The following is an 18,821-nucleotide window of genomic DNA, read 5'->3' as shown; positions in this document are numbered from 1 at the left end:
AAACTAGCCCATACGCACATTCATCATCCACAGCGCCACCCCACTTATGGCAAAAAACAAACACAGCGACACCCAAGATTTATATTGAAACCTCGCGGTAAGCACTGCCTCATTTTTTGTTGAAATTAAAAATGGTTTGCGGCTACTCATTGGTCTTTCAATTATATGCTCAACAGGTCCACGGTGCTGACGGGCTAACTCCTCTGCCAACTGGTGTTTTGCAATAAGAACAGCCTTTTCCCACTCCGCTGAATCAATGTGCCCATCGCGGTCTTCATCAAAACGGTTTAATAGCATCCGCGGGTTGCTTTTCCATTGCCTTAATATCGCCGCTAAAGACTCATCCTTTGTTGGCAACGCCAGTTCCTTAAACGACTTAAAGTCACCAAGAACATACAATTGATCACCTTCATGAATGCGTTTTTCGCTATAACGGTATCGCTTAGCAAGAGCAAACGCACTTGAACTAAAGCCTTTTGGACCTGCGGTTGGAAAAGGTGAACTGCCATACCAAGTATCAGAAACCGAATGGATTACTTCAGCATCATCTGGGTTAACAATTGCCCGCCCCGTTTTACCATGCAGAGAAAACATGCCGTCACTAATACCAGTTTCAAAAAGGCTCCAACTGGTACGGCTACGCCCCCGCACATAATGCGACTGTTTCTCTTCTACTTTATACCAATACCAAACACAGCTTTGCTTCGTTAAGGGCGCAATAATAGGCTCGCCAGGTAATAATCTAGCGATGCCAGCAAACTCGTTATAACCTTGTGATGCCGACCTGATCAGTGCCGTCGGCGTGTCCTGCATAATGCGATAACGCCACAAATAACGAAAATAAAAATATAGGCAGGCCAAGGAAATTAGGCATGTAGCAATAAAATATACCCAAAACTCATCAGCCGACAAGCGTTCAATGGCCTCTGCCCACTCATTCATTATTCAAATAATTTTTTAACATTAACATCGGCCGTTTGTGACGCTTCAAACTCTAATAAATCAAAATCATTAAAGTTAAAGAATTTTGCTATCAATACATCTGGAAATTGCTCAATACGGACATTATTTAAATTCACGCTTTCATTATAAAATTCACGTCGGTCCGCGATGTTATTCTCTAGCTGACTTATTCTATTTTGCAGCTCTTTAAACGACTCATTTGCTTTTAGTTCAGGGTAGGCTTCGGCAACGGCAAATAGGTTCATGAGACCTTGCCGCATCTGTGTTTCCGCCTTCCCTAATGCCGCCACATCTGACTCGCCTAGGGCATTTGAAACGCCCGAGCGCGCCAACATAACTTTTTCCAAGGTGTCTTGCTCATGTTTCATGTATTGCCGACACGTTTCAACCAATTTTGGTAACTCATCATGTCGCTGCTTAAGCAACACATCAATGTTTGACCACGCTTTTGATACGCTATGTTTCAAGCTCACTAAGCTGTTATACAACGCTATTCCATAGCCCACTAAGACAACAATAACGGCCAATGCCATAAATCCTGATACACTCATGTCTTTCTCCCTTTAACAAATACTCACTAAAGTATAGAACAGGAAATCGCACATGCACGTTAAATCTTTTGACTCTAAAACACCGCGAATTGAAGACTCTACCTTTATCCACGATACCGCCGTTGTTATTGGAGACGTTGAACTTGCTGCCGATGTGTCTATTTGGCCATTAGCCGTTGTTCGTGGCGACATTCATAGTATTAAAATTGGTCGTCGTTCTAATATTCAAGATGGTAGCGTTATACACGTTACCCATGCCAGTGACTTTAACCCGGGGGGCTACCCTGTTGTGATTGGAGAAGACGTAACCGTTGGGCATAAGGTGACACTGCATGGCTGCACCATTGGTAATCGTTGCCTGATTGGAATGGGCGCTATTGTGATGGATGGCGCTATCGTCAATGACCAAGTGATGATTGGTGCTGGGAGTCTTGTCCCTCCGGGAAAGGTATTAGAAAGTGGCTATTTATATATTGGCTCTCCAGTCAAAAAAGCTCGGCCCATTAATGAAAAAGAAGCCCAGTTTTTAACCTATTCACCGCAGAACTATGTTCGATTGAAAAATAAATACCTTAACGAGGCAACCTAATGCGTTTCTTCAACTAAACTGAAAGGTATCATTCATTAATTATCCTAAGGGCTACTGTCATGCGTCATTTCTCGTTTGCTCGACAACCCATACTAAACCGCTCCTTAGAACTTCACGCCTATGAATTTTTGTATCGCCCGATTGAAGATGAAAAGCAACAAGCACATTCTCTTACTGCTGAGGTTATCGCTTCTTCTGCCTTAGACTTAGGGTTACAAAAAGCAGCAAACAACCACTTTGTTTTTATCAATATATCGTATGAAGATTTATTTAGCCCTCTGATTGAAGCTCTGCCTTCTGAGCAAGTTATCTTAGAGTTATTAGAAGACATTCAACCTGACGCTAGTCTTATCGAAAGAGCTCAAGAGCTTTCAGAAAAGGGGTTTACTTTCGCTCTTGATGACTTCGTGTACAGCCCAAAATGGGACCCTTTAATCGAATTAGCCTCTATTATTAAGTTTGATTTAACCCTCACCTCCATCGAGGTCAACAAAGCCTTAATTGAAAAACTCCAACCCTGTGCTATACAATTTTTAGCTGAAAAAATAGAGACCTTCGACGACTTCAATGCCTATAAGCAAATAGGCTGCGAGCTATTTCAGGGATATTTTTTTTCAAGACCAGAGTTAATAAAAGGGCGTACTGTTAGCGCTAGCACGTTTGCTATCATCCAACTTCTAGCCCATGTTAACCAGGTGGACATTTCAATGTCTGAACTCGAAAGCACCATTGAAAAGGACCCTAATCTTACCCATATGCTTTTAAAGTATTTAAACTCTGCCAGCTTCTCGTTCAAAAACCCCATTGAACGAATTAAACAAGCCATTGTTATCTTAGGTATTGATGAAACAAAGAAGTGGGCGACATTAATTAGCTTGCGCAGCATCCCTTCTAAACCCTTAGAGCTTATAAAGCATGCCTTAGTACGTGCTAAATTGGCAGAAAACATTGCCGTAAAGAACGACAAAGCACACCCAAACAGCTATTTTCTAATGGGGCTGCTGTCTACATTGGATGCCTTATTAGACATGACAATGAAGGAGGCCGTTAAACCCCTACCCTTGAAAAGTGAGATTATAGACGCCTTAGTTGAACAAAAAGGTGAGATGGGTGAGGTCTTAAAAATAATCATTAAACATGAGCAGCAACTTAATTGGCCCATAGGTGATAACTATTCAAACGACTATTTAAAAGCATGCCAATGGGCTGATGATGCTAGCTCATCCATTTAACTTTATAAGCTCAACAGCATTTCAATGCGCTTTACTTTAGCCCCTTTAAGACGGCTGAAGTCTCAGGCATAACTCCACGCCAAAGATGAAACGCATGCGCTGCTTGCTCGACTAACATACCCCGACCATCCACTGATAAGCGGGCGCCTTCTTGCATACCCCAACACACAAATGCTGTCGGCTGCTCACTATACGCCAAATCATAGCAAACCCCGTTCGGCGACAATAAACCATTTGCTATCTCAGGCAAAGAACCACTTAAACTGGCCGATGTCGCATTAATGATCAAATCAAATTGCTTTCCTGCTAAGTCTTCATAACTTGAAGACTGAATTCGGCCCAATGAAGAAAATAAAACTTCCATTGCTTTTGCTTTTGAGACAGTTCTATTAGCCAAATAAAGTTGCCTAGGCTTTGCCTCGAGCAACGGCCCTAGTATTCCACGAGATGCTCCGCCAGCACCCAACACAAGGACTCGCTGATCATCTATCTCCACCCCTAAATTTGTGCAAAGGTCAGTTAACAGCCCTATACCATCGGTATTATCACCTAATAAAGAACCATCGTCTAAACGCTTAATCGTATTAACCGCCCCACTAAATTTAGCGCGCTGTGTTAATTGGTCTACTGCTTCATATGCGAGCTCTTTCAAAGGTACGGTGCAATTAACACCTTTTCCACCAGCCTTAAAAAAATCAGCAAGCGCTTCATTAAACACGTCGGGCTTCACTTCCTGCGCCTCATAGCTTAATTGCTGCCCAGTCTGATCAGCAAACTGTCGGTGAATAATAGGCGATAAGCTGTGCCCAATGGGAAACCCAAATACTGCGTAGCGATCCGTCATTATTTTTCTTCCGTTAGCCAGCGTGCCACATCTTTTGCAAAGTAAGTTAAAACACCCTGCGCACCTGCCCGTTTAAATGCCAGTAAAGACTCTAAAACAACAGCTCGCTCCCCAAGCCAAGCATTTTGTACCGCTGCCTTTATCATTGCGTACTCCCCACTCACCTGATAAGCAAATACGGGGGTGTCAAACGATTCAGCCACCCGACGAACAATATCTAGGTAGGGCATGCCTGGCTTGACCATTACCATGTCAGCACCTTCTTCAATATCTAAGCCGACTTCAATCAATGCCTCATCGGTATTTGCACAGTCCATTTGATAACTGTACTTATTGCCTGCTCCTAACTGAGCCGCTGAACCCACTGCATCCCTAAACGGGCCATAAAAACTGGATGCATATTTCGCCGAATAGGCCAAAATTTTAGTATTCGTATAGCCCTCTACCTCCAGTGCTTCGCGGATTGCACCCACACGGCCATCCATCATATCAGAGGGTGCCACCACATCAGCCCCCGCTTCTGCATGGGACAAGGCTTGTTTTACCAACACCTCCACCGTGTCATCGTTTAACACATAACCAGTATCGTCAATCAACCCATCCTGACCATGAGTTGTAAAAGGGTCTAAGGCGACATCGGTAATAACACCTAGCTCCGGCAATGCAGCCTTTAACGCCCGAACTGCTCTTTGCGCCAAACCTTGCGGGTTCCACGCTTCCTCTGCTGAACTTGTTTTAACACTCGCGGGCGTCACAGGAAATAAGGCAATCGCAGGCACCCCTAGTGTCACGAGTTCACGCGCTTCGTCCACCAACAAATCAATACTAAGTCGCTCAACACCCGGCATAGAATCGATTGTTTGACGTTGGCTCTCGCCCTCAATCACAAATACGGGGTAAATCAGATCATCCGTTGTTAACACTGTTTCACGCATTAAACGGCGACTAAACTGGCTTGATCGCATACGTCGTTGCCTTCTGACTAGAATCGAGTTTGTTTTATTGATCTTCATTTTACCCACCATTTCAAGCTATAATCATTTTTGACATTTTAACGACTTAGTCGACAAAACACTGTAGAAAAATTAAACTGATCGACTATACTTTTTACAAACACAGATCAAAGGCCGCTTAATTAAACACCTAATAAACTTTAATTAAGTATTGTATCTTGCCCGACAATGCCTACACTAGCGTCTTTTTACAACCCCTGCCACCAGAGAGGGGCAATGACGATAAATGAAGCTGCAATAGGACAAGAAAATAATCTATTCCAGGGGATAACCCGGCACTACAAAATAAGAACAGGATATAGACAATGAACAAACTAAAAGGTTTTTTAACCGTCGGGCTCTTCGCCTTTGCATTAACAATTAGCTCATTTGCAAGCGCTGAAGACTTAAACCCTCCTCAACAAGTCATCCAAGAAACATCTGACCTGTTACACGACATCCTTCAAAAGGATAAAAGCAAACTCGATGACCTTGATTATGTTTTTCAGTTGGTCAACGAAGTACTTGAACCTCGTGTTGATTTAAATAAAATTTCTAGACTTGTTTTAGGTAAACACTGGCGTAAAGCAAGCGAAGAGCAAAAAACCTCATTCCAAAAAGAGTTCAAGGGCTTATTGGTAAATACTTACGCAACTGCCTTTAAAGAATTTGATGAATGGACCATACATTTCATACCAATGACCTTCGACCCAACAGACACAAGGCTAATGGTTAAAACTGAAATTATTCAACCTTCTCGTCCACCCGTTGCTGTTAATTACCGAATGGCCCTTAACAAAGCTGGCGAATGGAAAGCGTATGATGTGATCATCGAAGGGATTAGCATGGTAACTAATTACAAAGCGAGCTTTTCTAAAACCATCAAAAGCGCCGGTGGACTCGATCAGGTTATTCAACAATTAGCCGAAAAAAACAAGTTATCAGAAACAGACAGCCAACTTGTTCGAGAAGAAACGAGCAACAAGTCTTAATAACAGCTCTGTTTAAGCAAGCCAATCTTTAGGCTGTAAAAAAACATCATACAGTTCGCTTTCAGCTGTCCCTGCTTCTGGGTGCCAGTTATAACGCCAGCTAACCTGTGGTGGCAATGACATTAAAATGGATTCCGTACGGCCACCTGTTTGCAACCCAAACAGGGTCCCTCTGTCATACACCAAGTTAAACTCTACATAGCGGCCTCTCCTATAGAGCTGAAAATCTCGTTCCTTGTCAGTATACGGCAAGCTTTTACGTCGCTCGACAATAGGCTGGTAGGCAGAAATATAGTGGTCACCCACGCTCTTCATCAGCTTGAAACAACGTTCGAACCCCCCTTCATTTAAATCATCAAAGAAAAGCCCTCCGATACCGCGCGGTTCATTACGATGTTTTAAAAAGAAATATTCATCACACCATTTTTTATAATCGTTATAAACATTATCACCAAAAGGTTCGCACGCTTTTTTTGCCTGCCGATGCCAATGCTTTGCATCATCTTCAAAGCCATAATAAGGCGTTAAATCAAAGCCGCCTCCAAACCACCAAATTGGTGCTTCACCGTCTTTTTCTGCGATAAAAAATCGCACATTAGCATGTGATGTCGGTACATAAGGATTACGAGGGTGTATCACCAATGAAACGCCCATTGCTTCAAAGTTTCGCCCTGCCAACTTGGGACGATTCTGTGTTGCTGATCCGGGTAAGGCGTCACCTCTTACATGCGAAAAATTAACCCCCGCCTGCTCAAACACCTTGCCATTCTCTATCAGCCTCGTACGCCCTCCGCCTGTATCGCCCCCTCTATCCCATAGGTCTTCTTTAAAACCACCCTCTTCCTCAAGGCCTTCAATACTGCTACAAATGTTGTTTTGCAAAGCCAACAGGTAGTCTTTAACACGCTGGGGATTGGGTGCAGACATCAATAAAATCTCTTAGGTTAACGTAATTGCTTATTTAAAAAGGGGTCGATGATTCGGCTGGGATTCAAAAAGCCACCTACTTGGCCACTTATTGTATAAACATTTTTCGACAAAAACTTTAGACGCGCTTGATACGCCGTTCTTACTGCCTCACAACCCGACATGTTAGCACTAGTAGACACAATCGCTGTACCAGCTAACTGGCACAGCTCTTTAGCTAGGCCATGCTGTGTCAAACGAACCGCTATATTACTCCGCCCACCTGTCAACCATGCTGGCACCGATGTTTTTGCAGGCAGTAACCAAGTTGTTGGCTCCGATACCTGGTCCTTTATTTTTGACATAAGGTCATCAGATAAAGGCTGCACATAAGGTTCAAGTTGACAAAAATCAGATGCGATAAGAATCAAGCCTTTACTAACCGATCGCCCTTTTAAATCTAACAGTCGATAAACTGCCCCTTCGTTCAATGGGTCGCAGCCTAACCCAAACACGGCCTCTGTTGGGTAGGCTACAAGACCACCGGCTTGAAGTTGAGCAACAAACCGTTTTTTTTGCCAAACCGATGGCACAACCGGATTACCCTTGTTGAAGCTTTTCTTGCAGGGCTTGGTTTTTCTTAATAACAGCTTCGCCTGACGCTTTTCTATCTGCACGTACTCGTTGTGCAACGCCCTCATCAAACAAGCCGATAATTTGAGCGGCAAGATAAGCCGCATTTTTTGCACCCGGCTTACCAATCGCTACACTAGCAACAGGGATACCTGCTGGCATTTGTACGGTCGACAATAATGCATCTTGCCCTTGTAAAGAACCCGCATCAAGCGGCACACCAATAACAGGCTTAACGGTATTAGCCGCCACTGCTCCTGCTAAATGAGCAGCCAGACCTGCTGCTGCAATAAAGACCGCGCAACCTCTCTTATCGGCATCGGTAACGTAGGCATGTGTTTCTACCGGCGTTCTATGTGCTGAGGTCACTCTCACCTCATACGGAATGTCTAATCCTTTTAATACATCCAGTGTTGCCTGCATAACAGGAAAGTCAGAGTCAGAGCCCATTAAAACGGCTACAAATGTTTTATTATCTTGCATCATTTACCTTTTAATTTATTAAGTTTTAGCCATTTCTTCGCATGGCGTTACGTATGAACATTCTTGTTGTGGACAGACTTTTTCAGTGCCACGTCTTTTAGTTGTTTTTAATGTCAAAATAGGCCAATTACAATTTGGGCATGGCTCATTAATCGGCTCATTCCATAATGCATATTTACACTTAGGATAATTAGAGCACGAGTAGAATATTTTACCCTTTCGAGATTTACGTTCAAGTATTGTTCCCTTTTTACAATCAGGACAAACAACATTCGTGTCTTTTGGTTTCTCCAAAGGTTCCATATGCTTACAATCTGGATAAGCACTACAACCTATAAATTTGCCATATCGACCGGTGCGAATAATTAAATTAGATTCACACTTTGGGCATTTTCTCCCTTCAACAACTTCAGGCTCTGCAGAAGCGGCATCATCATTCAAGTTACGCGTATAACTGCATTCGGGGTAATCCGTACAGCCAATAAACCGTCCATTTCTACCCAAGCGAATCGATAGCTGTTTACCGCACTCTGGACACTTTTCCTCCAACGCCTCTTGCGTAACATCGCTACGTTGAACACTGACTTCCTTATCATCAATCAGTGTTTTAAATGGCTGCCAAAACGTCTTCATTAATGGCAACCACTGCATTTCACCTCTTGAAACGGCATCCAGGCCATCTTCTAATTTAGCGGTGAAGTCATAATCCACATAATTCGTAAAATGCTGCGTTAAAAATTTATTTACAATTCGCCCAACATCAGTCGGATAAAAGCGTTTCGTTTCTAGCTCTACATAGTCGCGATTTTGTAATGTTGAAATAATCGATGCATAGGTCGATGGCCGGCCAATTCCATGCTCTTCAAGCGCTTTAACTAGGCTTGCCTCACCATAACGAGGGGGCGGTTCAGTAAAATGTTGGTTCGCTATCACCTCTTGCAAATCAACTAGCGCACCTTCTTCCAGAGGTGGCAACATTTTTTCCTTATTGTCATCATCCTCTTTACTGTCATCTTTACCTTCAAGATACACTGACATGAAACCGGGTTTATTTACCGTTGAACCTGTGGCCCGAAAAACATAGCCCTTGCCGCAGGTTAGGTCTGCACTCACCCCATCAATCAACGCATGAACCATTTGGCTGGCCACCACGCGCTTCCAGATCAATAAATAGAGTTTATATTGGTCATTCGACAACGACCCTCTAATTTCATCAGGAATCCTTGCTGCTGAGCTTGGACGAATAGCCTCATGGGCTTCTTGAGCATTTTTTGATTTGGTTTTGTAAACCGGCGCTTGTTTAGGTAGATTCTCTTTACCATAACGCGATTCAATCAATTGACGAATTTCATCAACCGCTTCAGCCGCTAAGTTCACCGAATCTGTTCGCATATACGTTATCAGACCAATTGATTCTGAACCGATGGTTACCCCTTCATAAAGCTGCTGAGCAATCTGCATGGTCTTTTTAGTTGTAAAACCTAACTTTCTAGATGCTTCTTGCTGAAGTGTGGAGGTTGTAAAGGGGGCGGCTGGGTTACGTTTACGCTGTTTTTTTTGTAGCTTTTTAACCAATAATTTATTGGCGGCAACAGCCACAATATCGTCTTTTATTTTATTCGCATCCGCCGCGTTTTCGACACTAAACTGGGTCAGCTTTTCGCCATCCACATGTGTTAGCTTGGCTTTAAAAGATTGGTTAGCCGCCTTAGTTGCCGCTTCAATACTCCAATATTCACGACTATTGAAAGCTTCTATTTCTAATTCACGTTCAACAATTAATCTTAACGCTGGGCTTTGAACCCGTCCAGCAGATAAGCCGCGTCTGATTTTTTTCCATAACAACGGCGACAAATTAAAACCAACCAAATAATCGAGTGCGCGTCTAGCTTGCTGCGCATCAACCATATCCATTGATAATTCACGCGGCTCCTGTATCGCTTTTTGAATTGATTTTTTAGTAATCTCATGAAAAACCACTCGATGTACCGGCTTATCTTTGAGCAGTTTTTTTTCCTTCAATAACTCAGAAACATGCCATGAAATGGCCTCACCCTCTCTATCCGGGTCGGTTGCAAGATAAAGCTCATCGGCTTTTTTCATCGCCTTTGTAATCGCCTGCACATGACGCTGATTCCTTTCGACCAAAGAATACTTCATCGCAAAATCATGGTCCGGGTCTACCGCGCCCTCCTTCGGAACCAAGTCCCTCACGTGGCCATATGACGCTAGAACAGTAAATCCTTTGCCTAAGTATTTTTCAATGGTTTTTGCTTTTGCTGGCGATTCAACAATGACAAGAGCTGACATAATAAGACCTAATGAAGTTCGAATGGAGTATCGCCGTAAACCAGCTCCTCCATTTGTGAATAATGACCTTCCATGCCAGATTGACTAAACAGCACCATTAACGCGACCCACTTCACATGATCTACAGAAAGAAGCGCATCACCCAAGGCCATCGCTCTATCAATGATCAGCTCACGGCGTGTTAAGTCGATAATCCCTGTCTGCTCTAAAAACAACAAGAAGCCTTGCGCATCAACATCAAAACGTAATCGTTCTTCGGCTGAATAAACCCGGATCGCACTTTGACCAACATAGTTTTCTATCACCTGCGATGGTTGAGTCGTTAACTCACCCATCCAATCAAAGGCTCGATCAACATAGTTTTCTGTAAATCCTGCTTCCAGCAATTCAGTTTTTAACTTGCCTTGCTCAAGGGCCTTTTCATCGCCCGCATCAATATAATGCTCGAACAAATACACAAGTACTTCAAAAATAGTTTCTTTCATTTATTTTAATTTTATCTCTATTTATTCGGCTGAACACCGATAGAAAAGGCCTCCAGGCGCAGATGACACTAAACCTTGAAGCTCCAATACCAGTAACATAGACGAAATCTCTTCGGCTGTAAAATTAGTTTCTGTTATTAGTTCATCTACGGAGGTGGGGTCAAACGCAATTTTTTCAAGTAAAACAGCATAATCACCCGTTATTGATGTCTTATTCAACCTAAGCTCTTCGTTCTGCCCATCATCTTCACTGAGAGCCGCCAACGATAAGTTACCTAACTCTTCAAGTACATCTTCAGCCGTTTCAACTAATTTAGCCCCTTGTCGGATCAAATGATGGCAGCCTTTTGCAAGCGGATTGTGAATCGACCCGGGGATTGCAAACACTTCCCGGCCTTGTTCCATTGCATGTTTTGCTGTTATCAAGGTTCCACTCTTTATCGCCGCCTCAACCACCAAAACACCCAAGCTTAAGCCGCTAATAATTCTATTCCTTCTCGGAAAATAGCCCGGTTTTGGTTGTGTGCCAATTGGAAATTCCGACACCAACGCACCAGATTTAATAATTTCTTCAGCCAACGGCTTGTGACCAGCGGGGTAAACCCTATCGAGCCCTGTAGCAGCGACAGCGATTGTTTTTCCGCCGGCCTCTAAAACACCTTCATGCGCCGCTTGATCAACGCCTAATGCTAAACCACTCGTTACTGTTAAGCCAAAGGTGGCAAAGCTTTTTGAAAATGCATGCGCTGTTTTCATGGCCATTGGTGAAGGGTTTCTTGTTCCTACCATGGCTATTTGCAAAGATCCTAACAAGCTACGATTACCACGAATAAATAAAATAGGCGGCGGGTCTGGAATTTCTTTAAGCAAAAGCGGGTAATCTTCATCGTACCAACACATAAGGTGACAATCTTCACGTTTGAGCCAGTTTAAATCTGGCTCAATTTCACGCTCATCCAGGTTTTTTATTTGCTGAATAACCGCTGAAGAAAGCCCAGCCTGCTTGAGCGATGCTGCGGAGGCGCCAAGAACATTTTCCGGCGTACCAAAGACCTCCAATAACGATAAATATGTTTTAGCACCAACGCCAGTAATTCGCCATAAAGCTAACCAAGGACGATAATCAGAAGCAAGAATGCTCGTTGAAGAAACTCGCCCGTCTTCCCCGTTGGAGCTATCCAATACTACGGGGTATGAACAACATCGTGGCGGTGTATCACGCGAGAGCTTTCCATCACGAGACCATAGCTGACTCGGTCAAACACCCTAAATACCATTAACACGCCGGCCTTTTCATCCGGTAACGTCACTTCTGCGCCACCACCAGCAATGATGTCTCTAACCGTTTCGCCTGCTCGATCAATTTGTAACACATGACCCACTTCAACGCCGTCTTGTTCGCCACGGTCAATCACCACCACATCATATTTTGCTACTTTCGACACACCATCAACGATTCCAACAATTTGCCCTCTAATATTGCTCTTTGGCGCATGAGGGAAGTAGTTTTGAACAATCGGTCCTTCGATAGCCGGTAACAAACGATCACCTTTTCGTACTTCACGCGTTGATTTAGACAACATCACAGTCGCTGGGTCTCCTTTCAGCTCTACCGTCGACTCTGCGATATAGACCGCCTCGAAACCCAATGACTCCCCAGTTTCTCCATCCAAATATTCTTCGCCCTGTCGCACAATAATGTAGCCATCGGCTATGCCGTCTTGAAATGAACGGACATACGCTTTGTAGCCCGGACTTCCGAGAATATGCTCATCATCAAATGCCACTACATAAGGCGCAGACTCATACTCCTCTTCCGTCATCACTCTTGGACTATTTAAAAAGGGTGCAATGGCATCAATCGGTATTGCAGGAATGGCATCCGCTAAACTAGAACGCCGAATTGAGGGCGATAATTTTCCATCACCTCTTTTTAAAGTCAACCTTGGCACGCCATCTACAAAAGACAACTCAATAATATCGCCGGGGTAAATTAAGTGTGGGTTCGCAATTTGATCATTCGCTTGCCATATATCTGGCCAACGCCATGGCGTTTGTAGAAAACGTGCAGAAATATCCCAAAGTGTATCTCCTTTTACAACCACGTAGCGATCCGGGTGTGATGGGTTCAGCTTAATATCGTTTGCCAGTACACTCCAACTCAACAACACTCCAACCACTAACACTAATAATTTTTTCATGGCCACGATCTTCCTTTTATTGGCGATTTAATAACACTCTAAGTCTAGCTTAAAATATTGACTATTCAAAGTTTAACCTAAATTCGTTAGAATTCACTCTAAACAATTGGCCACCGTCGCATATTTCACCCCCTTCCAATATGACAAAATTAAATATTCTGCATTTTCCTGACAAACGGCTACGAACAAAAGCCACCGATATCACCGTCTTTGATGACGAATTAAGGCAATTTATTCGCGATATGTTTGAAACCATGTACGCAGCGCCCGGTATTGGACTTGCCGCAACGCAGGTGAATTACCATAAACGCCTCATTGTCATTGACGTCTCTGAAGATAAAAACGAACAGCTTTGCCTCATTAACCCAGTTATCACTCATAAAGAAGGCATTGAAGTAATGCAAGAAGGCTGTCTATCGGTCCCTGGATTTTATGAAGACGTAGAAAGAGCAGAGTCAGTAACGATTAGCGCTCAAGATGAACATGGCAAGCCTTTCGAGCTAACAGCTGACGATTTATTGGCCGTATGCATTCAACATGAAATAGATCATTTAGACGGAAAATTATTTGTCGATTACCTATCTCCTTTAAAACGCAATCGCATTCGAAAGAAGCTAGTGCGAATGGATAAAGAACGAGCCGAACAAACAACTCAATCCAACTCGCTATAGCTGGCCTTTAAACATGAACATTATATTTGCAGGCACGCCTGATTTTTCAGTGCCAACGCTTCAAGCGCTTATGGCTAGTCAGCATCATGTCTGCGCTGTTTATACACAACCAGACCGACCGGCCGGCCGGGGACGAAAAGTTCAACTTAGCCCCGTCAAACAATGCGCATTGGACGCTAATATACCCATTGAACAGCCCGTTAACTTCAAATCAGCAGCATCGATAACAACGCTAGAACAGTATCAGGCAGACCTTATGATTGTTGTCGCCTACGGTATTATTTTGCCAGACCTTGTCTTGAATACACCCAAATTTGGCTGCATTAACATCCATGCCTCCTTATTGCCTCGCTGGCGCGGCGCCGCACCTATTCAACGTGCTATTTTATCGGGCGATAAAGAAACTGGCATTACCCTAATGCAAATGGATACCGGCCTCGACACCGGAGATATGTTGTCAAAAACTGTTCTCCCTATTCAGCCCGAGGACACTTCCAGCAGCCTCCACAATAAATTATCGACCTTAGGCGCCAACGCCTTAATAGATTTACTGCCCCTCGTTGACGCACAACAACTTAGCCCGAGCCGCCAAAACAACAATGAAGCGACCTATGCTCACAAACTCAGTAAGCAAGAAGCCCTGATAGATTGGAGCAAACCAGCTGCTGACGTTCAACGCAGTATTCAAGGTTACAACCCATGGCCGGTAGCCCACACGCTTCTCAACAACAAACCCTTACGCATTTGGCAGGCAACCGTCACCCAACTTCCCACTTCCGGGCAGCCAGGAGAGGTTAACACTGAGAAAAATAAATTATTTGTTGCCTGTGGCGATTACTTCATTGAAGTTAACGAGCTTCAACCTGCTAATAAACGGCGCATGTCCGCGTCCGATTATCTATCTGCACATCACATCAACGCATTAACATTAGGCTAAGATGAACGCAAAGAAAAACACTAGCCACTCTGCCCGGGAAACGGCTGTTCTTGTTATATGCGCCGTTATCCAACACGGCAAATCACTCACCGATGCCTTAAGTTTAAGTGAAAATTTAGAGCCTCGTGAAAAGGCATTCTGTCGAGAACTTTGCTACGGCACTCTTCGCTGGCACAGTCGTCTCGATGCCATTCTCCACCTTTTATTGAAGAAACCCTTTAAAGCTAAAGACTTGGATATTACTGTACTGGCCTTAATCGGCTTGTACCAAATCATTTATCTCAGCACACCTGACCACGCCGCCGTATCAGAGACTGTAAGCCAATGTAAACGTGGAAAAAAAAGCTGGGCGAACGGTGTGCTTAATGGCGTTTTACGCAACTTTTTACGCAACAGAGAATCACTTGAAAAAACCGTTGACGAACAACCTAACCAACGCTTCTCTCATCCAGATTGGCTCGTCAAAGAAATATCAAAAAGTTGGGGACAGCAAACTAAAAAAATTCTTGCCGCAAACAACCAGTACCCGCCCATGTCCATTCGGGTTAATCAAAAAATAGTCACGCGAGACCACTATCTACAGCAATTAAGCGACAACGCTATTCACGCAACAAAAAACCCTTTCAACACAGTAGGTTTAACACTGGAAAAACCGGTCAATGTTGATCAACTGCCTGACTTCTGGCAGGGTGCCTCTTCAGTACAAGACGGCGCAGCTCAACTGGCGGCTAAACTGTTAGACATTAAAGGCGGACAACGCATATTAGACGTCTGCGCAGCGCCAGGCGGTAAAGCAGCCCATATTTTAGAACAGGCCGCCGGCACCGTTTCTCTGCTAGCGCTTGATATTGATGAAAAGCGCAATCAACGTGTTCTAGAAAACCTTCAACGATTAAAGCTCAACGCTGAGGTCATGACCGTTGATGCACTAGAAGCCGACGAATGGTCTGATGAAAAACCTTTTCAACGCATTCTACTAGATGCACCCTGCTCCGCTACAGGCGTAATCAGACGCCACCCCGACATTAAAATATTACGTCAACCATCCGACATTCCTACTCTTATCGAACTACAAAGCAAGCTATTAAAAACCATCTGGCCCTTGCTCGATAAAAAGGGTGTGCTTTTATATGCAACCTGCTCTATATTATCAGCTGAAAACAGCCAACAAATATCTACTTTTCTGGCCGAACACCCTGATGCAAAAGAAATTAAAATAAATGCTGAATGGGGTCACACTTGTGAACATGGCCAGCAAATTTTACCGGGTGATAACAATATGGATGGTTTTTATTACGCATGTTTAACAAAAATCTAATGCCGGCGATTCGCTTTTATTGTCGGCTCTCCTTCTTCATGCTTTTTTTTGCTTGCCTGCTATTACCAGTAAACCTACTGGCCGATGAAAAACCCAATATCACCATAAAAACAGCCACACTAACGCAGCAAGACAGCACTTTTTTGCTCGACAGTCTTATAGTCTATAACCTCAGCGATGAAGCCATCGAAGCTTTGCACAACGGAGTCACTCTTACCTTCAACATTGACCTTTCAATCACTGAACCTAGAAAATGGCTTTGGAACAAACACCATACAAACCTCACCCTACCCTATCAACTGAGATACCATACTTTAGCTAAAATCTATCAAGTCTCTGATACCACCAATAATATACGACTTAACTTTTCCAGTCTTTCGGCAGCGCTTCACTCATTAGGCACACTGACTGACATCCCTATATACACATTAACAAACAGCCCTCACATTAATGCCAATGCTTCTTTAAACGCCTACCTAAATATTGAAGCATTACCACTTCCAATGCGCCCTTTAGCTTATATAACCCCTGGCTGGTACTTACGTAGCAATACCTTTCAATGGCCACTAGCCCAGTAAAAAAGAGAGCCTATTTTATTCCCGCAGGTGTGTTACTCAGCCTGCTATTTAGCCTGTACTTGATGAGCCATGCAACAGAGTCTAACTCTCAATTCAATGGCTTGTTTTCTGCACTTATTCTGATCAATATCGCAGGCACTATTTTCTTATTCGGACTGCTATTCTCAAACATTCGCTGGCTTTGGCAACAGTTTTCAACTCAAGCCGTTGGTTCACGTATTACGGTACACATTGTGCTGCTTTTTTTTGCCATTTCTGTGATCCCAACTGGCATTGTTTTTTACTTTTCTAGTCAGCTCCTACACCAAAGTATTGACAGTTGGTTTGATGCAAAAATAGACACCGCGATGGAAAGCTCATTAACACTGAGCCGCCGATCCCTAGATAACCGTACTCTTTCCTTAATGAAGGAGACTCGTCAATTAGCTAGTCAGCTAGAAAGCGAACCAGATATCTTTTTATCGCTAACCTTAGCCGGCCTACGCGCACAAACCAATGCCAATGAACTCACCGCCTTTTCAAGACAAGGGCAGATTATTGCCACAACTAACATTGATCCCAGCGTACTCATTCCCAATACGCCTGACAGTTCAACGCTTCTGCTCGCCAAACAAAACCGAGAATTTATTGGCTTCGAACCTAGCTCCGATAAAGGCTTAATTGTCCGCAGCATCGTGGAAATTAAAAACACCAATCCAAGGCGCTACCTACAAGCCATCTATGAGATACCCGAAGATATTAGTCAATTAGCCGACTCGGTAGAAGATGCTTATACGACCTATCAAGAATTCAGTTATTTACGAGACTCTTTAAAGTTTAGTTTCACCCTGACACTCTCTCTTGCTCTACTATTTAGCATTTTAGCTGCTAGCTGGGCAGCCTTTGTGTTTGCAAGAGAACTAGTCGCACCGATTCGCCAATTAGTTAAAGGCACTCAAGCTATTGCCGAAGGGAATTACGAAAAGAAACTAAAAACCAATCGAAAAGACGAACTTGGCTTCCTCATTAATTCTTTTAATGCCATGACATTGCGAATATCTAGCTCTCGACAAGCAGCCTATAACGCCCAACGAGACGCGGAGAACCAACATGCTCATTTAGAAACCATATTAAGCCACCTTTCTAATGGTGTTTTAGGCTTTGACCTTACGTTACGACTTAAAACAACCAATTATGGTGCCAACCAGATTCTCGAACACCCCTTATCGGCCTGTATTGAATACTCACTTGCCGACATTGCCGCTAAATTCCCAGAATTAGAAGCCTTTACCAGTTTACTGATTGATAATTTTTCCGCTAAAGAAAAAGAATGGCAACGAGAATTCATCTTCTATATTAACCATCAAAAGAAAACTCTACGTCTAAAAGGTACTCCCTTGTATGCCGCCGATAAAACATTATCTGGTTACGTGTTAATTTTTGATGATGTTACCCCCATTATCCAGTCACAAAGAAACGCGGCGTGGAGCGAAGTCGCTCAACGTCTAGCACATGAAATTAAAAACCCTTTAACCCCGATTCAATTATCTGCTGAACGGCTACAAAGAAAACTTCACTCACAGCTCAATGATGATGCCAATAAAGTACTGAAAAAATCGACAGAGACCATCGTACAACAGGTCAGCGCCTTAAAAAGCATGGTCAATGACTTTTCGAATTTCGCACGCCCACCACAGTCCAAACCCCAAGTGATATCAATAAGCCAGCTTATCGATGACATCGCTTCTTTGTATCAAGGCCAAGTTCAACACCTTATAGTAACTATTGATAACGATTTACCCAACGCCTATGCAGACCCAGTTCGATTACGACAAGTTTTCATTAACCTGATAAAAAATGCGCAAGAAGCCATTGCTGACGACGAATTTGGAGAAATCAACATATCGGCCAACTACAATAAAGCCAATGATTCAATCGAGATTTGTATTGCTGATAATGGCCCAGGCGTAGATAATTCCGATATTGAACGCATTTTCGAACCCTATGCGACGACCAAAGAGAAAGGTACTGGGCTTGGACTGGCTATTGTTAAAAAAATCATCGAGGAACATGGCGGCACGATCATTACCAAGCCGGTTACTCCACACGGGGCTAATTTCATTATTCAACTCCCTATTACGACTCCCTAAAAAAACC

Annotated in this window: 19 protein-coding genes; 8 read left to right on the top strand and 11 right to left on the bottom strand. The window is 43.5% G+C overall.

Going from position 1 to position 18,821, the window contains the following annotated elements; translation table 11 throughout:
• Positions 1-3: 3 nt before the first annotated feature.
• Together CYCME_RS01660 and CYCME_RS01655 are read right to left on the bottom strand one after the other, a co-directional pair.
• The gene (locus CYCME_RS01660) at positions 4-942 is read right to left on the bottom strand and encodes a hypothetical protein (protein ID WP_015006893.1); all 939 of its coding nucleotides are present in this window, start codon (positions 940-942) and stop codon (positions 4-6) included.
• The gene (locus CYCME_RS01655; protein WP_015006894.1) at positions 942-1,514 is read right to left on the bottom strand and encodes a LemA family protein; all 573 of its coding nucleotides are present in this window, start codon (positions 1,512-1,514) and stop codon (positions 942-944) included. Before CYCME_RS01655 ends, CYCME_RS01660 begins: the two co-directional genes overlap by 1 nt.
• A gap of 52 nt (positions 1,515-1,566) precedes the next feature.
• Here CYCME_RS01655 and CYCME_RS01650 point away from each other — a divergent pair, with 52 nt between their 5' ends.
• Both CYCME_RS01650 and CYCME_RS01645 read left to right on the top strand, forming a co-directional pair.
• A complete protein-coding gene (locus CYCME_RS01650; RefSeq protein ID WP_020931933.1) occupies positions 1,567-2,103 on the top strand; it encodes a gamma carbonic anhydrase family protein in 537 nt (178 codons plus the stop codon).
• 59 nt (positions 2,104-2,162) lie between these two features.
• Positions 2,163-3,335 (top strand): EAL and HDOD domain-containing protein, encoded by a 1,173-nt coding sequence (locus tag CYCME_RS01645; RefSeq protein ID WP_020931932.1) that lies wholly within the window; start codon positions 2,163-2,165, stop codon positions 3,333-3,335.
• A gap of 31 nt (positions 3,336-3,366) precedes the next feature.
• Here CYCME_RS01645 and aroE read toward each other — a convergent pair whose 3' ends face one another.
• A complete protein-coding gene (aroE, locus tag CYCME_RS01640) occupies positions 3,367-4,179 on the bottom strand; it encodes a shikimate dehydrogenase (protein WP_020162716.1) in 813 nt (270 codons plus the stop codon).
• Positions 4,179-5,192, bottom strand: a complete 1,014-nt coding sequence (hemB, locus tag CYCME_RS01635; RefSeq protein WP_073023235.1) for a porphobilinogen synthase — start codon at positions 5,190-5,192, stop codon at positions 4,179-4,181. Before hemB ends, aroE begins: the two co-directional genes overlap by 1 nt.
• Positions 5,193-5,497: 305 nt before the next feature.
• On the opposite strand from hemB, the gene CYCME_RS01630 reads away from it, so the two are divergent.
• A complete protein-coding gene (locus CYCME_RS01630; protein WP_016390855.1) occupies positions 5,498-6,163 on the top strand; it encodes an MlaC/ttg2D family ABC transporter substrate-binding protein in 666 nt (221 codons plus the stop codon).
• 12 nt (positions 6,164-6,175) lie between these two features.
• Here the strand turns inward: CYCME_RS01630 and hemF are convergent, their stop codons facing one another.
• The 7 genes from hemF to CYCME_RS01595 are packed head-to-tail and all read right to left on the bottom strand — an operon-like array spanning position 6,176 to position 13,181.
• Positions 6,176-7,090, bottom strand: a complete 915-nt coding sequence (gene hemF, locus CYCME_RS01625) for an oxygen-dependent coproporphyrinogen oxidase (protein ID WP_015006900.1) — start codon at positions 7,088-7,090, stop codon at positions 6,176-6,178.
• A gap of 17 nt (positions 7,091-7,107) precedes the next feature.
• Positions 7,108-7,662 (bottom strand): L-threonylcarbamoyladenylate synthase, encoded by a 555-nt coding sequence (locus CYCME_RS01620; RefSeq protein WP_015006901.1) that lies wholly within the window; start codon positions 7,660-7,662, stop codon positions 7,108-7,110.
• Positions 7,663-7,669: 7 nt separating this feature from the next.
• A complete protein-coding gene (gene purE, locus CYCME_RS01615; protein ID WP_015006902.1) occupies positions 7,670-8,185 on the bottom strand; it encodes a 5-(carboxyamino)imidazole ribonucleotide mutase in 516 nt (171 codons plus the stop codon).
• Between the two features lie 18 nt (positions 8,186-8,203).
• Entirely contained in the window at positions 8,204-10,495 is a 2,292-nt protein-coding gene (topA, locus tag CYCME_RS01610) for a type I DNA topoisomerase (RefSeq protein WP_015006903.1), read from the bottom strand.
• Positions 10,496-10,503: 8 nt separating this feature from the next.
• Positions 10,504-10,980 carry a DUF494 family protein gene (locus CYCME_RS01605; RefSeq protein WP_015006904.1) on the bottom strand — a complete coding sequence of 159 codons (477 nt, stop codon included), beginning with the start codon at positions 10,978-10,980 and terminating at the stop codon, positions 10,504-10,506.
• Positions 10,981-11,001: 21 nt separating this feature from the next.
• Positions 11,002-12,162, bottom strand: coding sequence for a DNA-processing protein DprA (gene dprA, locus CYCME_RS01600; protein WP_015006905.1), 1,161 nt, complete (start codon positions 12,160-12,162; stop codon positions 11,002-11,004).
• A 2-nt stretch (positions 12,163-12,164) separates the two neighbouring features.
• A complete protein-coding gene (locus tag CYCME_RS01595) occupies positions 12,165-13,181 on the bottom strand; it encodes a LysM peptidoglycan-binding domain-containing protein (protein ID WP_016390850.1) in 1,017 nt (338 codons plus the stop codon).
• A gap of 140 nt (positions 13,182-13,321) precedes the next feature.
• Between CYCME_RS01595 and def the strand changes: the two genes are divergently transcribed.
• From def to CYCME_RS01570, 5 genes are read left to right on the top strand one after another with little or no spacing between them, the layout of a single operon-like run.
• Positions 13,322-13,852, top strand: a complete 531-nt coding sequence (gene def / locus CYCME_RS01590; protein ID WP_015006907.1) for a peptide deformylase — start codon at positions 13,322-13,324, stop codon at positions 13,850-13,852.
• Positions 13,853-13,865: 13 nt separating this feature from the next.
• Positions 13,866-14,789, top strand: a complete 924-nt coding sequence (fmt, locus tag CYCME_RS01585; RefSeq protein WP_015006908.1) for a methionyl-tRNA formyltransferase — start codon at positions 13,866-13,868, stop codon at positions 14,787-14,789.
• 1 nt (position 14,790) lies between these two features.
• Entirely contained in the window at positions 14,791-16,107 is a 1,317-nt protein-coding gene (gene rsmB / locus CYCME_RS01580) for a 16S rRNA (cytosine(967)-C(5))-methyltransferase RsmB (protein WP_020931930.1), read from the top strand.
• Positions 16,089-16,685 (top strand): DUF4390 domain-containing protein, encoded by a 597-nt coding sequence (locus CYCME_RS01575; protein ID WP_041932859.1) that lies wholly within the window; start codon positions 16,089-16,091, stop codon positions 16,683-16,685. Before rsmB ends, CYCME_RS01575 begins: the two co-directional genes overlap by 19 nt.
• Positions 16,667-18,814, top strand: a complete 2,148-nt coding sequence (locus CYCME_RS01570; protein WP_015006911.1) for an ATP-binding protein — start codon at positions 16,667-16,669, stop codon at positions 18,812-18,814. Before CYCME_RS01575 ends, CYCME_RS01570 begins: the two co-directional genes overlap by 19 nt.
• The last annotated feature ends 7 nt before the right edge of the window (positions 18,815-18,821 follow it).

This window comes from Cycloclasticus zancles 78-ME, assembly GCF_000442595.1.
Classification (GTDB): Bacteria; Pseudomonadota; Gammaproteobacteria; order Methylococcales; family Cycloclasticaceae; genus Cycloclasticus; species Cycloclasticus pugetii.
This window is presented reverse-complemented; position numbering and strand designations above follow the sequence as displayed.

Bases quoted from the DNA above. Each gene is read 5' to 3' on its own strand.
- CYCME_RS01660 (WP_015006893.1), bottom strand. From the start codon at position 942: ATGAATGAGTGGGCAGAGGCCATTGAACGCTTGTCGGCTGATGAGTTT.
- CYCME_RS01655 (WP_015006894.1), bottom strand. From the start codon at position 1,514: ATGAGTGTATCAGGATTTATGGCATTGGCCGTTATTGTTGTCTTAGTG.
- CYCME_RS01650 (WP_020931933.1), top strand. From the start codon at position 1,567: ATGCACGTTAAATCTTTTGACTCTAAAACACCGCGAATTGAAGACTCT.
- CYCME_RS01645 (WP_020931932.1), top strand. From the start codon at position 2,163: ATGCGTCATTTCTCGTTTGCTCGACAACCCATACTAAACCGCTCCTTA.
- aroE (WP_020162716.1), bottom strand. From the start codon at position 4,179: ATGACGGATCGCTACGCAGTATTTGGGTTTCCCATTGGGCACAGCTTA.
- hemB (WP_073023235.1), bottom strand. From the start codon at position 5,192: ATGAAGATCAATAAAACAAACTCGATTCTAGTCAGAAGGCAACGACGT.
- CYCME_RS01630 (WP_016390855.1), top strand. From the start codon at position 5,498: ATGAACAAACTAAAAGGTTTTTTAACCGTCGGGCTCTTCGCCTTTGCA.
- hemF (WP_015006900.1), bottom strand. From the start codon at position 7,090: ATGTCTGCACCCAATCCCCAGCGTGTTAAAGACTACCTGTTGGCTTTG.
- purE (WP_015006902.1), bottom strand. From the start codon at position 8,185: ATGCAAGATAATAAAACATTTGTAGCCGTTTTAATGGGCTCTGACTCT.
- topA (WP_015006903.1), bottom strand. From the start codon at position 10,495: ATGTCAGCTCTTGTCATTGTTGAATCGCCAGCAAAAGCAAAAACCATT.
- CYCME_RS01605 (WP_015006904.1), bottom strand. From the start codon at position 10,980: ATGAAAGAAACTATTTTTGAAGTACTTGTGTATTTGTTCGAGCATTAT.
- CYCME_RS01595 (WP_016390850.1), bottom strand. From the start codon at position 13,181: ATGAAAAAATTATTAGTGTTAGTGGTTGGAGTGTTGTTGAGTTGGAGT.
- def (WP_015006907.1), top strand. From the start codon at position 13,322: ATGACAAAATTAAATATTCTGCATTTTCCTGACAAACGGCTACGAACA.
- fmt (WP_015006908.1), top strand. From the start codon at position 13,866: ATGAACATTATATTTGCAGGCACGCCTGATTTTTCAGTGCCAACGCTT.
- rsmB (WP_020931930.1), top strand. From the start codon at position 14,791: ATGAACGCAAAGAAAAACACTAGCCACTCTGCCCGGGAAACGGCTGTT.
- CYCME_RS01575 (WP_041932859.1), top strand. From the start codon at position 16,089: ATGTTTAACAAAAATCTAATGCCGGCGATTCGCTTTTATTGTCGGCTC.
- CYCME_RS01570 (WP_015006911.1), top strand. From the start codon at position 16,667: ATGGCCACTAGCCCAGTAAAAAAGAGAGCCTATTTTATTCCCGCAGGT.